Annotated in this window: 20 protein-coding genes; 11 read left to right on the top strand and 9 right to left on the bottom strand. The window is 69.6% G+C overall.

Annotated features, from left to right (window positions below; all coding sequences use genetic code 11):
* Positions 1 to 22 precede the first annotated feature (22 nt).
* Positions 23 to 985, bottom strand: a complete 963-nt coding sequence (locus GOHSU_RS05380) for an iron-sulfur binding domain-containing protein (protein ID WP_005938015.1) — start codon at positions 983 to 985, stop codon at positions 23 to 25.
* Here GOHSU_RS05380 and GOHSU_RS05375 point away from each other — a divergent pair.
* Both GOHSU_RS05375 and GOHSU_RS05370 read left to right on the top strand, forming a co-directional pair.
* Positions 984 to 1,652, top strand: coding sequence for a carbonic anhydrase (locus GOHSU_RS05375; protein ID WP_005938012.1), 669 nt, complete (start codon positions 984 to 986; stop codon positions 1,650 to 1,652). The two genes, GOHSU_RS05380 and GOHSU_RS05375, sit on opposite strands and share 2 nt — an antisense overlap.
* A gap of 148 nt (positions 1,653 to 1,800) precedes the next feature.
* Positions 1,801 to 2,520, top strand: coding sequence for a hypothetical protein (locus GOHSU_RS05370; RefSeq protein WP_024332810.1), 720 nt, complete (start codon positions 1,801 to 1,803; stop codon positions 2,518 to 2,520).
* Positions 2,521 to 2,555: 35 nt separating this feature from the next.
* Here GOHSU_RS05370 and disA read toward each other — a convergent pair whose 3' ends face one another.
* Entirely contained in the window at positions 2,556 to 3,638 is a 1,083-nt protein-coding gene (gene disA, locus GOHSU_RS05365) for a DNA integrity scanning diadenylate cyclase DisA (protein ID WP_024332809.1), read from the bottom strand.
* 228 nt (positions 3,639 to 3,866) lie between these two features.
* Between disA and GOHSU_RS05360 the strand changes: the two genes are divergently transcribed.
* Positions 3,867 to 4,355, top strand: a complete 489-nt coding sequence (locus GOHSU_RS05360; RefSeq protein WP_155820971.1) for a PaaI family thioesterase — start codon at positions 3,867 to 3,869, stop codon at positions 4,353 to 4,355.
* A gap of 21 nt (positions 4,356 to 4,376) precedes the next feature.
* Here the strand turns inward: GOHSU_RS05360 and radA are convergent, their stop codons facing one another.
* Both radA and GOHSU_RS05350 read right to left on the bottom strand, forming a co-directional pair.
* Positions 4,377 to 5,759, bottom strand: a complete 1,383-nt coding sequence (radA, locus tag GOHSU_RS05355) for a DNA repair protein RadA (protein ID WP_024332808.1) — start codon at positions 5,757 to 5,759, stop codon at positions 4,377 to 4,379.
* 127 nt (positions 5,760 to 5,886) lie between these two features.
* Positions 5,887 to 6,600 (bottom strand): hypothetical protein, encoded by a 714-nt coding sequence (locus tag GOHSU_RS05350; RefSeq protein WP_029759978.1) that lies wholly within the window; start codon positions 6,598 to 6,600, stop codon positions 5,887 to 5,889.
* A 287-nt stretch (positions 6,601 to 6,887) separates the two neighbouring features.
* Between GOHSU_RS05350 and GOHSU_RS05345 the strand changes: the two genes are divergently transcribed.
* From GOHSU_RS05345 to GOHSU_RS05320, 6 genes are read left to right on the top strand one after another with little or no spacing between them, the layout of a single operon-like run.
* Positions 6,888 to 7,376 carry a CarD family transcriptional regulator gene (locus GOHSU_RS05345; protein WP_005937996.1) on the top strand — a complete coding sequence of 163 codons (489 nt, stop codon included), beginning with the start codon at positions 6,888 to 6,890 and terminating at the stop codon, positions 7,374 to 7,376.
* Positions 7,373 to 8,095, top strand: a complete 723-nt coding sequence (ispD, locus tag GOHSU_RS05340; protein WP_081597722.1) for a 2-C-methyl-D-erythritol 4-phosphate cytidylyltransferase — start codon at positions 7,373 to 7,375, stop codon at positions 8,093 to 8,095. Before GOHSU_RS05345 ends, ispD begins: the two co-directional genes overlap by 4 nt.
* A complete protein-coding gene (gene ispF, locus GOHSU_RS05335; RefSeq protein ID WP_005937990.1) occupies positions 8,092 to 8,571 on the top strand; it encodes a 2-C-methyl-D-erythritol 2,4-cyclodiphosphate synthase in 480 nt (159 codons plus the stop codon). The genes ispD and ispF overlap by 4 nt, the downstream gene beginning before the upstream one ends.
* A gap of 11 nt (positions 8,572 to 8,582) precedes the next feature.
* Entirely contained in the window at positions 8,583 to 10,019 is a 1,437-nt protein-coding gene (gene cysS / locus GOHSU_RS05330; protein ID WP_005937987.1) for a cysteine--tRNA ligase, read from the top strand.
* A gap of 2 nt (positions 10,020 to 10,021) precedes the next feature.
* Entirely contained in the window at positions 10,022 to 10,987 is a 966-nt protein-coding gene (gene rlmB / locus GOHSU_RS05325) for a 23S rRNA (guanosine(2251)-2'-O)-methyltransferase RlmB (protein WP_005937984.1), read from the top strand.
* 20 nt (positions 10,988 to 11,007) lie between these two features.
* Positions 11,008 to 11,745, top strand: coding sequence for a hypothetical protein (locus GOHSU_RS05320; RefSeq protein WP_024332807.1), 738 nt, complete (start codon positions 11,008 to 11,010; stop codon positions 11,743 to 11,745).
* Positions 11,746 to 11,782: 37 nt separating this feature from the next.
* Here the strand turns inward: GOHSU_RS05320 and rarD are convergent, their stop codons facing one another.
* Both rarD and GOHSU_RS05310 read right to left on the bottom strand, forming a co-directional pair.
* Complete coding sequence (rarD, locus tag GOHSU_RS05315; RefSeq protein WP_005937978.1) at positions 11,783 to 12,733, bottom strand: EamA family transporter RarD; 951 nt, start codon at positions 12,731 to 12,733, stop codon at positions 11,783 to 11,785.
* Positions 12,734 to 12,763: 30 nt separating this feature from the next.
* Positions 12,764 to 13,516: a LamB/YcsF family protein gene (locus GOHSU_RS05310; RefSeq protein ID WP_005937975.1), complete on the bottom strand. Its 753-nt coding sequence runs from the start codon at positions 13,514 to 13,516 to the stop codon at positions 12,764 to 12,766.
* A gap of 114 nt (positions 13,517 to 13,630) precedes the next feature.
* Between GOHSU_RS05310 and GOHSU_RS05305 the strand changes: the two genes are divergently transcribed.
* Both GOHSU_RS05305 and GOHSU_RS05300 read left to right on the top strand, forming a co-directional pair.
* Positions 13,631 to 15,187 (top strand): carboxylesterase/lipase family protein, encoded by a 1,557-nt coding sequence (locus GOHSU_RS05305; protein WP_024332806.1) that lies wholly within the window; start codon positions 13,631 to 13,633, stop codon positions 15,185 to 15,187.
* Positions 15,188 to 15,255: 68 nt separating this feature from the next.
* Positions 15,256 to 15,747 (top strand): DUF2599 domain-containing protein, encoded by a 492-nt coding sequence (locus tag GOHSU_RS05300; protein ID WP_005937969.1) that lies wholly within the window; start codon positions 15,256 to 15,258, stop codon positions 15,745 to 15,747.
* 38 nt (positions 15,748 to 15,785) lie between these two features.
* Here the strand turns inward: GOHSU_RS05300 and GOHSU_RS05295 are convergent, their stop codons facing one another.
* Genes GOHSU_RS05295 through GOHSU_RS05285 form a run of 3 tightly spaced genes read right to left on the bottom strand, consistent with a single transcriptional unit; the run spans position 15,786 to position 18,420 of the window.
* A complete protein-coding gene (locus GOHSU_RS05295) occupies positions 15,786 to 16,640 on the bottom strand; it encodes a metal ABC transporter permease (RefSeq protein WP_005937966.1) in 855 nt (284 codons plus the stop codon).
* Entirely contained in the window at positions 16,637 to 17,455 is an 819-nt protein-coding gene (locus tag GOHSU_RS05290) for a metal ABC transporter ATP-binding protein (protein ID WP_005937963.1), read from the bottom strand. The genes GOHSU_RS05295 and GOHSU_RS05290 overlap by 4 nt, the downstream gene beginning before the upstream one ends.
* On the bottom strand, positions 17,452 to 18,420 hold the full coding sequence (locus tag GOHSU_RS05285) for a metal ABC transporter solute-binding protein, Zn/Mn family (protein WP_005937960.1): 969 nt from the start codon (positions 18,418 to 18,420) through the stop codon (positions 17,452 to 17,454). Before GOHSU_RS05285 ends, GOHSU_RS05290 begins: the two co-directional genes overlap by 4 nt.
* Positions 18,421 to 18,451 lie beyond the last annotated feature (31 nt).

The following is an 18,451-nucleotide window of genomic DNA, read 5'->3' as shown; positions in this document are numbered from 1 at the left end:
CGGCCGACTAGCCGGACATCGACTAGCCGGAGACGGGGGTGCCGGGCACGGGGGTGCCGGACTCGCCGGCGAGGCAGAACAGTCCGTCGTCGGTCACTTCGATCAGCCCGTCGGTGAGCAAAGAGTCCAGGGCACGACTGCGCTGGCCGCTGTCCCGGGTCCAGGCGATGTCCAGGGCGGCCCGGGACACCGGGCCGGTCGACTCGCGCAGCACATCCAGGAGCCGCCCGCGCGCCTGCCGGTCGGTGCCCTCGTACTTCTGGGCGCGGCGGGGCGGTCCGTCGTAGGCGGGACGGCCACGGACCAGCCAGCGGCAGTCGCCGGAGACGGGGCATGCCGCGCAGTCGGGGTTGCGTGCGGTGCAGACCAGCGCGCCCAGTTCCATCAGTGCCGCCGAGAACTCCGGGGCCCGCGGTGCGAGGGCGCCGTCGCCGGTGCGCGGCGCCAGGGCCTGGGCGTCGGTCAGATCGGCCTTGGCGGGGTTTCCCGGTTCGCGGCCGTGCACGAGGCGAGCGATCACCCGGCGCACATTCGTGTCGACCACCGGGACCGCCTGCCCGTAGGCGAAGCAGGCGACCGCGCGAGCGGTGTAGTCGCCGATTCCGGGAAGGCCGAGCAGGGTTTCCACATCGGCGGGAACTTGGTCATCGTGTTCTGCGGCAAGGGTTTTCGCGCATTCATGCAACCGCAGCGCCCGTCGCGGATAGCCCAGCTTGCCCCAGGCCCGCACCACCTCCCCGGCCGGCTCGGCGGCCAGCGCCGACGGCACCGGCCAGCGCCGCACCCAGTCCGTCCACGGACCGGTCACCCGGGCCACCGGCGTCTGCTGCAGCATGATCTCGCTGACCAGGATCTGCCAGCCCGAGATGCCGGATTCGCGCCAGGGGAGCGGCCGCCGTGCCGTGGCGAACCAGGCGAGGATTTCGTTATTTATGCGACCCAGTCGATTCTTTTCCAGTCCGGAGGGTGTATCAGTAGAAGTCATGAAGGATCTCACTCCGGCAGCTGCATGGCAGGTCATCAAAGACGGCAACGAACGCTTTGTTCGAGACGAATCGATACATCCCAGCCAGGGTATCGCCGATCGGGCCAAGCTGATCGAGGGCCAGACCCCACACGTGGTGCTCTTCGGCTGCGGTGACTCGCGGGTGGCTGCCGAGGTCATCTTCGATCAGGGCCTGGGCGACATGTTCGTCGTCCGTACCGCTGGACACGTGATCGACTCCTCGGTGCTCGGATCCATCGAGTTCGCCGTCGAAATCCTCGACGTTCCGCTGATCGTCGTCCTCGGCCACGACAGCTGCGGCGCGATCTCGGCGACCATGCGCGCCCTCGACGAGCTCGAGCTGCCGCCGGGATATGTCCGCAGCATCGTCGAACGGGTCATGCCCAGTGTGATCGCCGGCCGGGGCGAGGGCCTGGTCCGGCCCGACGAATTCGAGGCCCGGCACGTGGTCGAGACCGGCAAACTGCTGACCGAGCGGAGCCGGATCATCGCCGATCGCGTCGCCGACGGCCGGCTCGCGGTGATCGGCCTGAACTATCACCTCAACGACGGTGCGGCCACGCTCTCCGGTGTGATCGGCGACATCGGCGTGGACTGGCCGCCGACGCCGGTGCCCGAGGCCGCTGCGCCGGCGCCCACCGACTAGCCGGCGACCGGCACACCGGCGGCGCCCTGCCCGGAAAACGGATGCCGGACCCAGCCCAGGCGGGGCCCGGTGTGCGCCGTCCCTCATCTGAGCGACACGCCGCCGCAGGTGGGTGGCGGCTTCGGCCCGCGACGATACCGTGGCAGATGTGATCGAACCACAGGGACCGCTGCCTACCGAGGTGTACTGGAAGCGGCGGCTGCTCGCCGTTGCTGCGGCGGTGATCGCGATCGCCCTGGTCATCGCCCTGGTGATCTGGGCCGGTTCCAGTGGGGAGGACCCCGAGAGCACCAACGCCGCGGCGACCCAGAGCACCGGATCCGAACCCGAGACCGGAGCCGGTGAACCCGCGCCGGACAAACCGGTCGAGAGCGGCCAGCCGCCGGCCGCGAGCAACCCGCCCGCTCCGCCGGCCTCCGAAAGCGGAGTGCAGACCCCGCCGGCGGAAGGCGCCGAGGCGGCGCAATGCTCCGATCAGGCGTTGTCGGTGGTGCTCTACACCGACAAGCCGACCTATACCAAGGGTGATCAGCCGGTGTTCACCATCGTGGTCACCAACGGCGGCCTGGCACCGTGCGCACGTGATGTGGGCAAGGCCTCGCAGAACGTCGTCGTGCGGTCCCTGGACGGCACCCGCACCCTGTGGACCGCGCAGGACTGCGCGCCGGACAAGACGGTGAACAACCAGGTCCTGGCGCCCGGTCAGCAGGTGAACGACAACATCACCTGGTCCGGCACCACCAGCAACCCGGGCTGCGATAAGCCGCGGGTGGCGATCCCGGTCGGCGCCTACCAGGCCGTGGCCAAGGTCGGGGCCAAGGAGTCCGCACCGATCACCTTCAACGTGGTCGCCCCGGCCGAGCAGTAGAGCCGCGGCCCCGCGTCAGGCGAATTCGGGCCGCGTCAATCGAACCGTTCCAGGCTGGCTTCGGCCAGCCGGGACAGGCCCTCGCGGATGTGTCGGGCCCAGATGCTGCCGATACCCTCGACCGCCTGCAGGTCGGCGGCGCTGCACGCCAGCAGCGACTGCAGTGAACCGAACTCGCGGACCAGCCGGTCGATGTGCCCGAACTGCAGCCGGGAGATCCGGGCCAGCAACCGATACCCGCGCGGGGTCATCGGCAGATCCTGCGCCTCGATGGTGGTGGGATAGCCGAAGGCGCCGGCTACCAGGGTCAGATCCAGCAGGTCCGCGCTCGACAGGTTCTCCAGCGCATCGAGGATCTGGCGCACCTGTTCGGTGCTGGCCGGTTCGGGGGCCGAATGGTAGTCGCGCACCAGTAACTCGCGCATCATGTCGTTGTCGCTGATCAGCTCCTCGAGCTGCAGTGCGACCTGGCGGCCGTAGACGCCGAGCTCGAGTACGTACTCCTCGATCTCGGCGCCCACCCGGCGGACCATCTCCATCCGCTGGGCGGCGCTGCACGCATCGCGCAGCAGCACATAGTCTTCGATCTCGGCGCGGGAGAGCTGGGCGCTGACCTCGTCGAGGCGGGCCTTGTACCGCTCCAGGGTGGCCAGGGCGACGTTCGCGCGCGACAGCAGTGCGTCCGGGTTCTCCACCACGCGCCGGTGGCCGGCGACATAGAGGCTCACGATCGACATCGAGGCACTCACCGAGATCACCGGCACCCCGGTCTGAACGGCGGTGCGTTCGGCAGCGCGGTGGCGGGTCCCGGATTCGGCGGTCGGGATCGTCGGATCGGGCACCAGCTGCACATTGGCTCGCAGGATGCGGGTGCCGTCGTCGGAGAGCACCACGGCCCCGTCCATCTTCGCCAGTTCCCGCAGCCTGGTCGGGGCGAACTCGACGTCCAGATGGAAACCGCCGTCGCAGATCCGTTCGGTGTCCTCGCCGTAGCCCAGGACGATCAATGCGCCGGTGCCGCCGCGCAGGATCCGCTCGAGGCCGTCGCGCAGCCCGGTTCCGGGTGCGACGCGGCGCAGCGTCGAACGGATCTGCTCGGAGGGTGGGCTGATGCTCATCGGCATATCGGGATCCCCTTGATTCGTCACAAACGCCGGCTCGGGCTCGGGCTCAGCGTAACCGGGGGTGGGCATCGGAATCGACCTGGAGCTGATCGAGCCGCCGCACGGCCGCGCAGCGAAGGGCCGATCGGACCCGGCCGGGGCCGACGTAGCGGTGATTTCGGGTCTGGCTTAGCGTCAATGGGCGTGAAGCATGAACTCGAGCTGCCCGCGAATCTCGAACCGATGACCAGGCACCCCAAGGTGCCCGGTCCCGGCGAGCCCATGCGGGTGCATCATTCGATGTGTTTCGGGTGCGGACTCGACGCCCCGGTGGGTCTGCGGCTGAATGTCACGGCGGGCGAGGACTTCTGCGTCACCGCGACCATGCCGGTCGTGGACTGGATGCAAGGCGGTCCCGGCGTGATCCACGGCGGCATCCTCTCGGCCGCGTTCGACGAGGTGATGGGCAATGCGTCGATCCTGATCGGCGTACCGGTAGTGACGGTGAACCTGGAGATCGACTACGCCAAGCCGATCCCACTCGGCTCCACCCTGCGCTTCACCGCCGAGGTCCTGGGCAAGAGCGGCCGCAAGGTCTACGTGCGGTCCCAGGCCTACCTCGACGGCTTCGAGGCCCCGGTGGCCGCGGCGTACGGGATCTTTGTCGAAATCAACCTGCGCAAGCATTTCGAGGGCTACAAGGAAGGCGCGGTGAAGGCGCCGCAGGGCTGAGGTGCCCGCCGCGCCCCGGAGTCAGAAGGGTGCGGGGTCGGCGGCCACGTGCATGGTCGCCGCCCGGGAGGCCTCCGACAGGTCGGCGACCTGCGTGACCCGGATGCCGCCGGGCATCTGCTCGTCGGTCCCGGACGGAATCAGCACATGGGTGAAGCCGAGCCGTTTGGCTTCGGCCACCCGCCGGGCCGTCGAGGACACCCGGCGCACCTCGCCGGTCAGGCCGACCTCGCCGATGGCGATGGTGCCCGGAACGACCGGAGCGTTCCGGTGCGAGGACAGCAGGGCCAGGAAGATCGCCAAGTCGGCAGCCGGTTCGGTGACCTTCATCCCGCCGACCGTCGAGACGTAGACCTCCTGGTTGAACGATTTGAAGAAGCCATTCTTCCCGGCCACCGCCAGCATCATCGACACCCGTGCCAGATCCAGACCGGAGACGGCCCGGCGCGGCATATTCGCCTCGGTCTGGTGCGTCAGCGCCTGAATCTCGCCGACCAGCGCGCGCCGGCCGTCCATGGCCACCAGGTTCACGCTGCCGGGCACCGGTCCCTCGCGCTGATGCACGAAGATTCCCGACGGATCGGCGACCTCGTGGATACCGTCGCTGCGCTGTTCGAAACAGCCGACCTCGTCCGAGGGCCCGAAGCGGTTCTTGATGCCGCGGATCAGCCGCAGTGAGGTGTGTCGGTCGCCTTCGAAGGCCAGGACCACGTCGACCAGATGTTCCAGCGAACGCGGTCCAGCGACGTTCCCGTCCTTGGTGACGTGACCGACCAGCACCACCGCGACTCCGCTGCTCTTGGCCAGTGAGACCAGGGCGGTGGTGACTGCACGGATCTGGGTGACACCGCCGGAGACGCCGTCGGTGCCGGTGGCCACGACCGTCTGCACCGAGTCGACGATCAGCAGCGTCGGGCGTACCTGTTCGACGTGACCCAGGATCGTGGCCAGATCGGTCTCGGCGGCCAGGTAGACGTTCTCGTGGACGGCATCGGTGCGTTCGGCGCGCAGTCGTACCTGCCCGGCCGATTCCTCGCCGGTCACGTACAGGGCGGTCCGCCCGGCCCGGGCCCAGTGTTTGACGGTCTCCAGCAGCAGGGTCGATTTGCCGACCCCGGGTTCCCCGGCCAGCAGAATCACCGAACCGGGCACCACGCCGCGACCGAGCACCCGGTCGAATTCGGCGATTCCGGTCGGTGTGGCCCCGGCCGCGTTCGCATCGATCTGCGTGATCGGAACGGCCGGACTGCGCGGGGCCACCGACGCCGGGCCGGCGCCGGCGGCCACCGCGGGCGCACCCTCTTCGATCGAGCCCCACTCGCCGCAGTCGGGGCAGCGTCCGACCCATTTGGGAACCTGGTGCCCGCACAACCCGCACCGGAAGACCGGCTTCGCTTTTGCCACGGACCCACTGTAGTGGCGGCCGGTGACAACCGGCCGGCGGCCGCGCACCCCTCGCGTGGTCCGGATGCGCCAGGCCCTCGATCACCGGGATGATCGAGGGCCTGGCGGGCTGCCTGTCAGAGACGAATCAGTTACCGGACTCGCTCTGGATATCGCGCACCACATCGCCGCGCTCGTTGATCGCGCTGGCATCGACCGGCGTCTGCACGGTGATCGACTGGTTGCCCAGCGAGTTGCCGAGCAGGTCGACGATCTCAAAGGTCAGCGTCAGCGGAGTGTTCAGGCCGGCGGCGACCGTGTCACCGGCGCCGGTCAGCTCCACATCGAGGCGCTTGATGCCGTCCTTGGCTGCGACCTCGGGCTCCACATTGGACGGGAAGCCCGCCACCAGAGCGCCGTTGGGGGCGATCAGACCGGCGTTACCCGGGCCGGCCGCGCGGGTCACGGTGCCGTCGGAGGCGGTGGTCAAGAACTCGACCTTGCCCTTGACCGGGGTGATCCCGGTCAGGCGCACCTTGCGGACATTGCTGTCGTTGACGATGCTGAACCCGATCTGGAAGGGGCCGCCGTTGCCGTAGATGTCGGCGGCCTTGCCGGTCGGGTAGATGATGTGCAGGTTCCGGACACCGATGCTGCCGACGTTGAGCGTCTGCGCTCCGGCGTGATCGACGTTGTCGAGCACCAGGGTGCCGTTGGCGCCGTTGATCGCCGCTTCCATGTTGTTGGTCTGGGAGATCTTGCCCGAGCTGCATGCTGTGGTGCCCATCGCGACCGCGACGCCGAGCGCACTGATCACGGCGCCTTGGGCGATACGGCGGCTGGTCCGAGTGAAGGCTGACACCTGAATCCTCCGAAGGGTTGTCTCACACGTCTCGCGTGGTGCCGCGTGACGCTTCACTACGCAGCGTAGTGGGCGGCTGGGGCAAAAGTCAGACGGGGTGGGCAGATTCGCCGAAATTCCTTTCTCCGCCGGACCCCCGGCCGATCGATCGACAGTGGTGACCGCCACTTTTCCGGTCCGTGTCCGATGGCGCCGCTGCACCGCCGTCAGTGCCCTGACCTGCACCGTCGATATCTCTGTCGGGGGGTGCGTGGTAGACTGGGCTCACTCGAAAGGGGCATGGAGCATTGAATTTCAAAGTTGGTGACACCGTTGTCTATCCGCACCACGGTGCCGCTCGGGTCGATGACATCGTCGTACGGACCATCAAGGGTGAAGAGGTCGAGTACCTGGTCCTGAAGGTGGCGGACGGGGACATGACCGTGCAGATCCCCTCCAGCAAGCTGGAATACGTCGGCGTTCGTGATGTGGTCGGCGCCGAGGGGCTCGACGAGGTGTTCGAGGTGCTGCGCACGCCGCATGCGGAGGAGCCGACCAACTGGGCCCGTCGTTTCAAGGCCAACCAGGAGAAGCTGATCTCCGGTGACATCATCAAGGTCTCTGAGATCGTCCGCGACCTGTGGCGCCGGGAGCAGGACCGCGGCCTGTCCGCGGGGGAGAAGCGCATGCTGACCCGTGCCCGTCGCGTGCTGGTCGATGAGCTGTCGCTGGCTCAGGACACCGACGAGGCTCGCGCCGAACTGATCCTCGACGAGATCCTGGCCGCAGCGTCCTGACCGGACAGCCGGCGCCCCGCCGCACCGTCGCGCTGATCCCGGCTGCCGGGATGGGACAGCGGCTGGGTGCGGGGGCTCCCAAAGCCTTCGTCGAACTGGACGGGCGCTCACTGCTTGCACGCAGTGTGAGCGCCGCCCAGGCCAGCGGTGTGATCGACGACGTCGTCGTCATCGTGCCCGAAGACCTGGTCGACCCGGTGCGCCGGCAGTTGCCTGCGGTGACCGTGGTGGCCGGTGGCCGGGAGCGCTCCGATTCGGTGCGCGCCGGTCTGGCCGCCGCCGGGCCCGCCGACCGGGTGCTGGTGCACGACGCCGCGCGCGCATTGACCCCGCCGCAGCTGTTCGTCCGGGTGGTCCAGGCGCTCGAGGCCGGAGCGGTGGCTGTAGTCCCGGGTCTGCCCGTGGCCGACACCCTCAAACGCGTCGACGACGCCGAATGCGTCGTCGACACCCCCGATCGCGCGGCACTGCGCGCAGTGCAGACCCCGCAGGGGTTCACGGCCGAGCTGCTGCGCCGAGCCCACGCCGAGGGTGCCGATGCCACCGACGACGCCGGCCTGGTGGAGGCACTGGGTGTCCCGGTGCAGGTGGTTCCCGGCGAGCACCTGGCCTTCAAGATCACCACGCCGTTCGATCTGCAGCTGGCCCGATTCCTGTGCGGGCCCGAACACCCTAGTTACCACCGGACGAGCGCCGACCCCCGGAAGGAACCCTCGTGAGAAGCGGCATCGCCACCGACGTCCACGTGATCGAGCCCGGCCGCGAGTGCTGGATGCTCGGACTGTTGTTCGCCGGCGAAGACGGCTGCTCGGGCCACTCCGACGGTGACGTCGGCACCCATGCGCTCTGCGATGCGCTGCTCTCGGCGGCCGGACTGGGCGATCTGGGTTCGGTCTTCGGCGTGGACCGGCCCGAGTGGAAGGGCGTCACCGGCGCGCAGATGCTCGCCCACGTGGCACAGCTGCTGGCAGAGAACCAGTGGGTTCCGGTCAGCGGCGCGGTCCAGGTGATCGGCAACCGGCCCAAGATCGGCCCGCGGCGCCGGGAAGCCGAAGAACTGCTCTCCGGGCTGCTCGGCGCGCCGGTCTCGGTGTCGGCCACCACGACCGACGGCCTCGGGCTCACCGGTCGCGGTGAAGGCATCGCGGCGATCGCTACAGCGCTGGTCGCCGCGCAGAACTCCGCGCTGAAGTAGGATCGCAGGTCGTGACTCTCCGTCTGTACGACACCGCGACCCGCGAGGTCCGCGACTTCGCTCCGCTGATCCCCGGCACCGCCTCGGTGTACCTCTGCGGTGCGACCGTGCAGGGTGTCCCGCACATCGGCCACGTGCGCAGCGGCATCGCCTTCGATGTGCTGCGGCGCTGGCTCGCCTACGACGGCCCCGTCGACGGGCCCGACGGTCCCGTCGGCGCCGGGGCCGGACTGGACGTGCTGTTCATCCGCAACGTCACCGATATCGACGACAAGATCCTGACCAAGGCCGCCGAACACGGCCGTCCCTGGTGGGAGTGGGCGGCCACCCACGAACGCGAGTTCACCGCCGCCTACGACGCACTCGGCGTGCTGCCGCCCTCGGCCGAACCGCGGGCCACCGGTTTCATCACGCAGATGATCGAGTACATGCAACGGCTGATCGAACGCGGCCACGCCTACGCCGCCGAGGGCAACGTCTACTTCGATGTGCGCAGCCTGCCCGAGTACGGCAGCTTGTCCGGGCACAAACTCGACGACGTCCACCAGGGGGAGAGCGCCGGCACCGGCAAACGCGATCCGCGCGACTTCACCCTGTGGAAGGCTTCCAAGCCCGGCGAACCGTCCTGGCCGACCCCGTGGGGTCCGGGCCGGCCGGGCTGGCACCTGGAGTGCTCGGCGATGGCCACCTCGCTGCTCGGGCCCGAATTCGACATCCATTGCGGCGGCATGGATCTGGTGTTCCCGCATCACGAGAACGAGATCGCCCAGAGCCACGGCGCCGGCGACGGCTTCGCCCAGTACTGGCTGCACAACGGCTGGGTGACGATGAGCGGCGAGAAGATGAGTAAATCGCTCGGCAACGTCGTCGCCATCCCCGAGATGCTCAAGAAGGTGCGCCCGGTGGAGTTGCGCTACTACCTGGGCAGCGCCCACTACCGTTCGATGCTCGAATACTCCGATGAAGCCCTGACCGAGGCGGCCACCGGCTATCGGCGGATCGAATCGTTCGTCCACCGCGTCGCCGACCGGACCGGTCCGGTGCCGGTGGGCGGGGTCACCGCCGACTTCGCCGCGGCGCTCGACGATGATCTGGGCGTCCCGGCCGCACTGGCCGCGGTCCACAACGCGGTGCGCGAGGGCAACACCGCCCTGGCGCACGGAGACGATGCCAGCGCCGCCCGGATCGCCGCCCAGGTGCGTGCGATGACCGCCGTGCTGGGCACCGATCCGCTGGATCCGCACTGGAACGACGCCGGCGCCGCCGATGACGCGGCCCACACCGCCCTGGACGTGCTGGTCGGGGCCGAATTGCAGCGTCGCGCCGACGCCCGCGCGGCCAAGGACTGGACGGTGGCCGACCAGGTGCGCGACCGGCTCGCCGCCGCCGGTGTGGAAGTGACTGATACCCCCGACGGCGTCCAATGGGCGCTGCAACAGAAGGACTAGAGATGGCCGGCAACTCCAAGCGCAAGGGCGCCATCCGCAAAGAAGGCTCCAAGAAGGGGCAGGTGGTCGGTTCCGGCGGACAGCGACGCCGCGGGCTGGAAGGCCGGGGCGCCACCCCCAAGGCCGTCGACCGCACCTATCACCCGGCGCATAAGAAGGCCAAAGCGGCGGCCAAGTCGCGGGCTGCAGCGGCCCGGCAGGCACAGCGTCGCCGGGACGACGGCCCCGAATACGTGGTGGGCCGCAATCCGGTCGTCGAATGCCTGCGAGCCGAGATCCCGGCCACGGCGCTCTATGTGATGAGCACGATCGACGCCGACGACCGCGTCCGGGAGGCCGTGGCCATAGCCGGCGATATGGGTATCTCGATCCTGGAGGCGAGCAAGCCCGAACTGGACCGGATCACCGTCAACGGGCTGCACCAGGGGCTGGCGCTGCAGGTACCCGAATACAGCTACGCCCACCCCGACGATCTGCTCGCCGACGCCCTCGACTCCGGGCAGCCGGCACTGCTGGTGGCGTTGGACAACATCACCGATCCGCGCAACCTGGGGGCCGTGATCCGCAGTGTCGCCGCCTTCGGCGGACAGGGTGTGCTGATCCCGCAGCGGCGCAGCGCCAGCGTGACCGCCGTGGCCTGGCGCACCAGTGCCGGGGCGGCGGCCCGCCTGCCCGTCGCGCAGGCGCCGAACCTGACCCGCACCCTGGTCGACTGGGCCAAAGCCGGAGTCCAGATCGTCGGCCTGGACGCCGACGGGGATGTGACCCTGGACGACTACGACGGTACCGGCCCGACGGTGATCGTGGTCGGCTCCGAAGGCAAGGGGCTGTCCCGGCTGGTCCGGGAGACCTGCGACTCCATCCTGTCGATCCCGATGGCCGGAGACGTGGAGAGCCTGAACGCCTCGGTTGCCGCCGGAGTGGTGCTGGCCGAGTTCGCCCGGCAGCGCCGCGTCGCCGGACGCTGACGCCACCCCAGGTGCCCCGCATGCGGTGGAATGAGGTGGCCCGCCGACAGCGGCGGCGGCAGGTGATGGGCCTGCTCTTGTTCGCCGCATTCGGCGCGTTCTTCGTCGCCGGTGCGGTGATTCCCGGGGACGACCCGGCCGATCGCTGGATGCGGCCGATGTTCGCGGCGCTGGCCGCGGTGATGTTCGGTTTCGTGGCAGGCGTCGGACTACAGCTGACGGGGTTGGTTCCGGCGGGACTGCGGCCGACGCTCGACGAGACCGCCGACGATCTCACGATGGTCCCGCAACAGCCGGGCCGTGCGGCGTTCGGTATGGGGCCGGTGGGCGCGGCGTGGCTGGTGGCCACCCTCATCGTCACCCTCGCGCCAGCCGGGGTCGCCCCGCTGGTCATCGTCGCGGTGTTCTGGCTGGGGACGGGGGCGTTCCTGGTCCTGATGCTGGCGAGTATCCGCTGGCGGATGTCCGCCGGACGTATCGAACAGCGGATCGACTACCGGATCTTCGCCTACACCGATCACATCGAACGGGTCGACGAGTTGTCGTTCCAGGAGAACAAGAACTGGCTGTGGGTCGCCGGGCCGGCCACGCGCACCTGGACGGTCTTCGGCAGGCCGGGCAGGCCCGCACCGCGTGCGCGCACCGTGATCGTGCTCGCCGAACTGCCGGAGATGTCACCGGGCGAACTGGCCGCGGCGATCGAACGGCACACCGGTCAGCCGATCCTTCTCGGCCCGCCGCCGGGTCAGTTCGGCTGACCGTTCGCGGGGCAGCGGGGCCGTCCGGAGGGGTGTCTCAGGACTCTGGCGCCTGCCGGGAACCGCCGATGCCCTGGGCTTTGAGCGCCCAGGAGCGGCGGCGGCCGTTCAGCAGAGCATCGAGCGTCAGTACCGCCAGTGCCAGCCACACGATGGCGAACCCGATCCAGCGGGCGGTCGAGACGTGTTCGCCCAGCACGGTTACCGCACAGACCAGCTGGATCACCGGGGTGATGAACTGGATCAGTCCGACGGTGGTCAACGGGATACGCCGGGCCGACGCGGCGAACAGCAGCAGGGGCACCGCGGTGGCCACACCGCTGAACACCAGCAGACCGGTGTGCACCGGACCCTGCGTACCGAAGACCAGACCCCCAGCCGAGGCGATCACCAGGGTGATGGCCACGGCGACCGGCAACAGGATCAGGGTCTCCAGGGTCAGGCTGTGCAGCGCAGGCAGCGTCGCACCCACCTTCTTCTTCACCAGACCGTAGAGCGCGAACGAGATCGCCAGCACCAGCGCGGTCAGCGGGAACGCACCACCGGCCACCGCAAGGTAGACCCCGGCGACCACACCGATCGCCACGGCCAGCCACTGCAGCGGGCGCAGCGATTCGCGTAACACCAGCACCCCCAGGGCCACGGTGGCCAGCGGATTCAGGAAATAGCCCAAGGCCGCGTCGCTGGTGTGCCCCGAGGTCACCGCCGCCACGTACACGACCCAGTTGACGGCGATCAGCAGGGCGGCGGCGGTGACGCCGATGAGCAGACGGCGCCGGCGCACCAGCGGCGGCAGCCACGACCAGTCCCGCAGCACCGCCAGCAGAATCAGGCACAACAGCGCCGTCCACACGATGCGATTGGCCAGGATCTCCCACGGACCGGCCGGCACCAGCGCGGCGAAGTAGATCGGGAACAGCCCCCAGATCCCGTAGGCGCCGAAGGCTGCGGCCAGGCCACGGGCGGAATCGCCCGGCCCGGTGGTCATCGGTGCTGGGTGGTCATCGGTGCTGGGTGGTCATCGGTGCTGGACGCGGATGCCGGCAGCGGCCAGCGCAGTTCGGACCGCGCGGGCATGGTCGACGGCGCCGGGGGTGTCCCCGTGCAGACAGATCGAGTCGGCCTGCACCGCGATCGTCGAGCCGTCGATCGCGGTCAGCTCGCCGGAGACCACCAGGTCCACCACCCGGCCGGCGACCGTCGCCGAGTCGGTCAGGACCGCGCCTTCCCGGCTGCGCGGCACCAGCGTGCCTTCGGGGGTGTAGGCGCGATCGGCGAAAGCCTCGGTGAGCACCGGGATCCCCTGGGCGCGCGCCAAGTCCAGCGCCACCGCACCGGGCAGCCCCATCAACGCCAGACCGGACTCGCCGACGGCGGTCACCACTGCGCCGGCTTGCTCGTGATGAGAGACGATCGCGTTGTACAGCGCACCGTGCGGCTTCACGTAGTCCACCGTCCCGCCGACCGAGCGGGCGATCGCCGTCAGCGCACCGATCTGGAAGAGGACGTCGGCGATCAGATCGTCGGTCTCGATCTCCATGAACCGGCGGCCGAAACCGTCCCGATCCGGATAGGACACCTGAGCGCCGATCCGCACCTGGGCGGCGACCGCCTGCTCACAGGTGCGGCGCAGCAGGGCCGGGGTCCCGGCATGGAAACCGCAGGCCACGTTGGCGCTGGAGACCAGCTGCACCATGGCGGCGTCGTCGCCCATGCCCTCGCCCAGGTCGGCGTTCAGGTCGACGGCGGCTGAGCGGGCGGTAGAAGACACCCTCTCATGGTAGGGCAGTACGGCGGTCCCGATTCGGTCGCAGGGCCGGGGTTCGGGCCGCTCACTGTGCGGCCGGTGTCCCCGCCGGGTGGGCTCGCACTACTGTTGGGTGCCATGGCTTTGATGGACACCCACGTGGCGACCGCCGAAGGGCCGGTCGAGGGACAGCGGGGGCGCCGCAGCCGCCGCGGCACGATCTCCTGGCGCGGAATCCCCTATGCGGCCCCGCCGGTGGGTCCGCTGCGACTGCGGGCGCCGCAGCCGGTGCAGCCGTGGACCGACACCCTTGCCTGCCACGACTACGGTCCGTCGCCGATCCAGGACAAGATGTTCACCGCACGCGGCGACGGCACCTTCCAGCCGCGCAGTGAGGACTGCCTGACACTCAACGTCTTCGCACCGGATACCGTCGCCGCCGCCGGCCGCCCGGTGATGGTCTTCAACTACGGCGGCGCCTACATCCTGGGCGGCAGTGCCACACCGATCTACGACGGCGCCTTCCTGGCGCGCGCCCGCGATGTGATCGTGGTGACCGTCAACTACCGGGTCGGTCCGCTGGGCTTCCTGGATCTGAGCGACTATTCGACGCCGGAGCGGCCGTTCGACGTCAACTGCGGTCTGCGGGACATGGTCGCCGCACTGGAATGGGTGCAGCGCAACATCGCATCCTTCGGCGGCGATCCGGACCGGGTGACGGTCTTCGGCGAGAGCGCCGGCGGTGCGGCCGTGCTGACGCTGCTGTCCACACCGTCCGCGCAGGGCCTGTTCTCCCGGGCCATCGCCCAGAGTCCGGCGGCGGACCTGGTGGTTCACCGGGAGAGTTCGGAGTTGATCGCCGACGAATTCGTCCGCCAGGTGGTGGACCCGCGCCGGCGCGTCGGCCCTGAACGTACCGAGCCCTTCCACACCCCCGATCAGGTCGCGCGCATAATCGACGGCGCCGACCCGTTCGAGCTGCTGGGTGCGGGTAACCGCGTCCTCGCCTTCACCCGGCAGGCGCAGCTGTCCGATCCGATGCCCTTCGCCCCGGTGGTCGATGGCGAGTACCTGCCCCAGTCCCCGGTGGCCGCGGCGATCGGCGGGCGCACCCATCGGGTGCCGCTGATCGCCGGCAGCAACCTGGACGAGGGTGAGCTGTTCGCCCGATTCTGGAGCATCCTGCCCGAACCGGCACAATTCCTGGTCGGTGTGCACGACCCCGAGGTGCGTGAAGAGCTGGCCCGCCTCTATCCGGGTACTCGGGACGAGGTCCGGCTGTCGGCCGACGCCGTCTTCTGGATCCCGACGAGCCTGTTCGCCGAGCACCATGCCAAGCACTCACCGACCTACGTGTACCGGTACGACTACTCGGTGCGCGCCCTCAAACTCAGTGGCATCGGTGCCACACACGCCACTGAACTGCTGGCGATCTTCGGGATCTACCGGCATCCGATCGGCGTGGGGCTGGCGGCGCTAGGCAGCTGGGGCTCCACCAAGCGCATCACCGCCACCATGCAGTCGCTGTGGACGTGGTTCGCCCGGACCGGAGTGCCGTCGGAACAGTGGCCGCCCTACTCGATCGACGACCGGCGGGTGCTGCTGATCGACGATCCGGCGCGCGTGGTCGACGACCCCGACGGCGCCCGCCGCGCCGCCTGGGAGCGGGTGCACCTGGAGCTGCGGCGCGAGTGAGACGGTTGCGAAGCGGGCGGCCGCGTGCCGGGCTGCGGCGGGCGCCGGCAACAGGGGAGGGAGTCCCGGTGGTCGTCGCCGCGGTGCTGGTGGCCGCGCTGACCGGCTGCGGTTCCGAGGAGGCGCCGGCGCCCGATCAGCAGGCCGAGCGGCAGACGACGGTGTCATCGTCCGAGTCTGCGCTACCCGTCGTTTCCTTGCCAGCCGCCAGCAGCCCGGTCAGCCGCCGCCCGATGCCCCCGAGCCTGCCGCCGCCGTACATCGAGCGCGTGGCCTGGGCGCAGACGGAAGTGGGACCGAGTCTGCAGATCTACCCGACGCGGGCCGGTCGCGAGGTGTCCGGCGACACGGTGGCCGAGAGCGCCTGGCGCGAGGTGCTGGCGCTGGCACCCGACGGTGACACCCCCGGCATGCGTGCGCAGTTCGACTGCCACTGGACCTTCGCCCGGCTGGTGGACCCGGAGAAGCCGAGCTGGAATCTGGAACCGGCGCGGCCGGTGGTGAGCCCCAACGAGATGGTCGCCAGCCGGTGCAACCCGGGATTCGATGAGGAGAACTGAGCTGTGGGAGTGGGAGTGGGAGACCGCGGGGCAGGACGCTATTCGCGGGCCCGCATCCCGAACAGGCGGGCCAGGAGGTAGATCGCGAACGAGATCGTGGTGACCAGCACCGACACCGGCAGTTCCGGCGCCAGCGACAGGATCAGACCGCCGACGGCGGAGATCTCGGCGAAGAGCACCGCCAGCACCACCTGCCGCAGCGGCGAGGCGGTCAGCCGTGCCGCCGCCGCGGCCGGTGTGATCAACAGCGACATCACCAGCAGTGCACCGATGATCTGCACGCCCTGGGCCGCGGCCAGTCCGACCAGGATCGCGAAGACCACCGAGAGTGCCCGCATCGGCACCCCGGCGGCCGAGGCCACCCGTGGGTCCAGGCTGGCGAACAGCAGCGGCCGGTAGATCAGCGCCAGGACCACGATCACCACCACCGAGGTGACCGTCACCGCCAGCAGACCGGACCGGCCCACGCTCACCACCTGCCCGGTCAACAGGGCGAAGCCGGTGCCGGCGCGTCCGTACAGGTGCAGGAACAGCACACCCAGACCCAGGCCGAAGGCCATCACCACGCCGATCACCGAATCGCGTTCGCGGGCGCGGTTACCCAGCCAGCCGAAGACGGCGGCGGCCACGACCGCGCCGATCACACCGCCCAGGTTCACGCTGAAACCCAGCAGCAGCGCCGCCGCCGCGCCGGTGAAACTCAACTCGGCCGCCCCGTGCACGGCGAAGCTCATCTGCCGGGCCACGATCATCGGCCCGAGCAGCCCGCCGATCAGGCCCAGCAGCGCCAGCGCCAGCAGCGACTGCTGCACAAAGGTCCGCGAGAGCAGGTCGCCGGTCTGCGAGAAGTTCCAGAAATCACCCATGCCGGCGGCCAGCACGCTCGTGGTCATCGGGCGATCACCTGGGTCGGATCGCCGTCGACCAGGTAGGGATGCTCCTGGCAGTTGTGGTGCTCGCCGTCGCCGCCGATCACCACCAGCCGCCCGCCGACCTCGGCCACATCGATCCGGCTGCCGTACAGCTCCGACAGGGTGGCCGAGTTCATCACCTCATCGACGGTGCCGACCCGGAAGTGGCCGTCGACCAGATACAGGACCCGGTCGACGAAAGGCAGCACCGGATTGATCTCGTGGGTGACGAACAGGATCGCGGTCCCGGCGGCCCGCCGGCGGGCGTCGAGCAGATCGACGACGGTGCGCTGGTTCCGCAGGTCCAGACTCGACAGCGGCTCATCGCACAGCAGCACATCGGGATCGTTGGTCAGGGCCTGGGCCACCCGCAGCCGCTGCTGTTCGCCGCCGGAGAGCAGGCCGATCGGCTTGTCGACGAAACTCTGCGCACCGACCTGGGCGACGGCGTCATCGACCCGGGCCGCCCGGGTGCGCCACCCGCGCAGCCCGATCCCCCAGGAGGTGCCGTCGACGCCGAAGCCCACCAGATCACGCCCACGCAGGGCCATCGCATCGGAGTCGCCGGCGTGCTGCTGCGGGACGTAACCCAGGCGCCCGTCCACCTGCAGGCTGCCGCCGGTCAGCGGCAGCTGTCCCAGGATGGTGCGCAGTAGCGTCGTCTTACCCGATCCGTTCGGGCCCAGCACGGCGACGAATTCGCCGGGCCGCACGTCCAGATCCAGATCGCGCCACAGGACCCGGTCGCCGATGGCCAGGGTGGCGCCGCTGAAGCTGACGACGGGGCGAGCACTCATGCGGCCAACGCCCGCTCGAGTTGACCGATCTGGCCGGACTGCCAGTCCAGATAGCTGGTGACGCCGCGGGGCAGCGTCTCGGTCAGCTCGACCACCGGCACGCTGTTGCGGCGGGCGATCTGCAGCACCGTCAGCGTCGCCGGGTCCACCGCCTGCGTGTTGTAGATCAGCGCCTCGATCTTGTGCTTCTCGATCAGGTCGGTGAACTTGGCGACGTCGGCGGCCGAGGGGGACTGACCGTTCTCCACTGCGGCGGCGAAGGCCTGCGGGGCGATGTCGACCAGGCCGGCTTCGGTCAGCAGATACGTCGACAGCGGTTCGGTGGAGCCGACTTCTGTGCCGTCGTGGGCCTTCTTGATCGTGGCCAGCCGCTCGCGCAGACCCGCGATCCCCGTGTTGAACTCGGCGGCGTTGTCACGGTAGTACTGCGCGTGCATCGGTGCGACCCGGCCGAGGGCTTCGGCGGTCTTATCGGCGACCTGCCCGACCAGTGCCAGATCGTAGAAGACGTGCTCGTTGGCGCCGGAGCCGTGATCGTGGCCCTCGTGACCGTCGTGGTCGTGCGTGGCGTCGCCGCCGGGCAGCAGCGAGACGGCATCGATCTTCAGTGCGCGGGAGCTCTGCGCCGCGGTCTCGACGTAGGCGTCGTAGTGGCCGCCGTTGAACACCAGCACGTCGGCGTCCTCGATCTTGGCGGTGTCGGCCATGGACGGCTCGAATTCGTGCGGATCGGCGCCGGGAGAGTTGAACAGCGAGGTCACCTCGGCGTGTTCGCCGCCGACGGCGGCGGCCACCGAACCCCACACATCGGTGGAGGCCACGACGACGGGATGCTCGTTGAGCGGCGGACCGGACTCCTCGGAGGAGGAGCAGGCGACGGCGGCGATGCCGGTGGCGGCGATCAGGGCGGTCACGGCCAGCCGGCGCAGCGTGTTGCCGCGGCGGCGAGTGGACGGGGTGCGCATGGGTGGACCGGCCTTCCTGCTAATGACAATC

Source organism: Gordonia hirsuta DSM 44140 = NBRC 16056 (assembly GCF_000333015.1).
Classification (GTDB): domain Bacteria; phylum Actinomycetota; class Actinomycetes; order Mycobacteriales; family Mycobacteriaceae; genus Gordonia; species Gordonia hirsuta.
Note: the sequence above shows the minus strand (reverse complement) of the source record. Positions and strands in the feature narration are given on the sequence as shown.

What these genes read in the sequence shown, in the direction of transcription:
- GOHSU_RS05375 (WP_005938012.1), top strand. Translation starts at nt 984, where the DNA reads ATGAAGGATCTCACTCCGGCAGCTGCATGGCAGGTCATCAAAGACGGC.
- GOHSU_RS05380 (WP_005938015.1), bottom strand. Translation starts at nt 985, where the DNA reads ATGACTTCTACTGATACACCCTCCGGACTGGAAAAGAATCGACTGGGT.
- disA (WP_024332809.1), bottom strand. Translation starts at nt 3,638, where the DNA reads ATGAGCATCAGCCCACCCTCCGAGCAGATCCGTTCGACGCTGCGCCGC.
- GOHSU_RS05360 (WP_155820971.1), top strand. Translation starts at nt 3,867, where the DNA reads ATGACCAGGCACCCCAAGGTGCCCGGTCCCGGCGAGCCCATGCGGGTG.
- rlmB (WP_005937984.1), top strand. Translation starts at nt 10,022, where the DNA reads ATGGCCGGCAACTCCAAGCGCAAGGGCGCCATCCGCAAAGAAGGCTCC.
- GOHSU_RS05320 (WP_024332807.1), top strand. Translation starts at nt 11,008, where the DNA reads ATGCGGTGGAATGAGGTGGCCCGCCGACAGCGGCGGCGGCAGGTGATG.
- rarD (WP_005937978.1), bottom strand. Translation starts at nt 12,733, where the DNA reads ATGACCACCGGGCCGGGCGATTCCGCCCGTGGCCTGGCCGCAGCCTTC.
- GOHSU_RS05305 (WP_024332806.1), top strand. Translation starts at nt 13,631, where the DNA reads ATGGCTTTGATGGACACCCACGTGGCGACCGCCGAAGGGCCGGTCGAG.
- GOHSU_RS05295 (WP_005937966.1), bottom strand. Translation starts at nt 16,640, where the DNA reads ATGACCACGAGCGTGCTGGCCGCCGGCATGGGTGATTTCTGGAACTTC.
- GOHSU_RS05290 (WP_005937963.1), bottom strand. Translation starts at nt 17,455, where the DNA reads ATGAGTGCTCGCCCCGTCGTCAGCTTCAGCGGCGCCACCCTGGCCATC.
- GOHSU_RS05285 (WP_005937960.1), bottom strand. Translation starts at nt 18,420, where the DNA reads ATGCGCACCCCGTCCACTCGCCGCCGCGGCAACACGCTGCGCCGGCTG.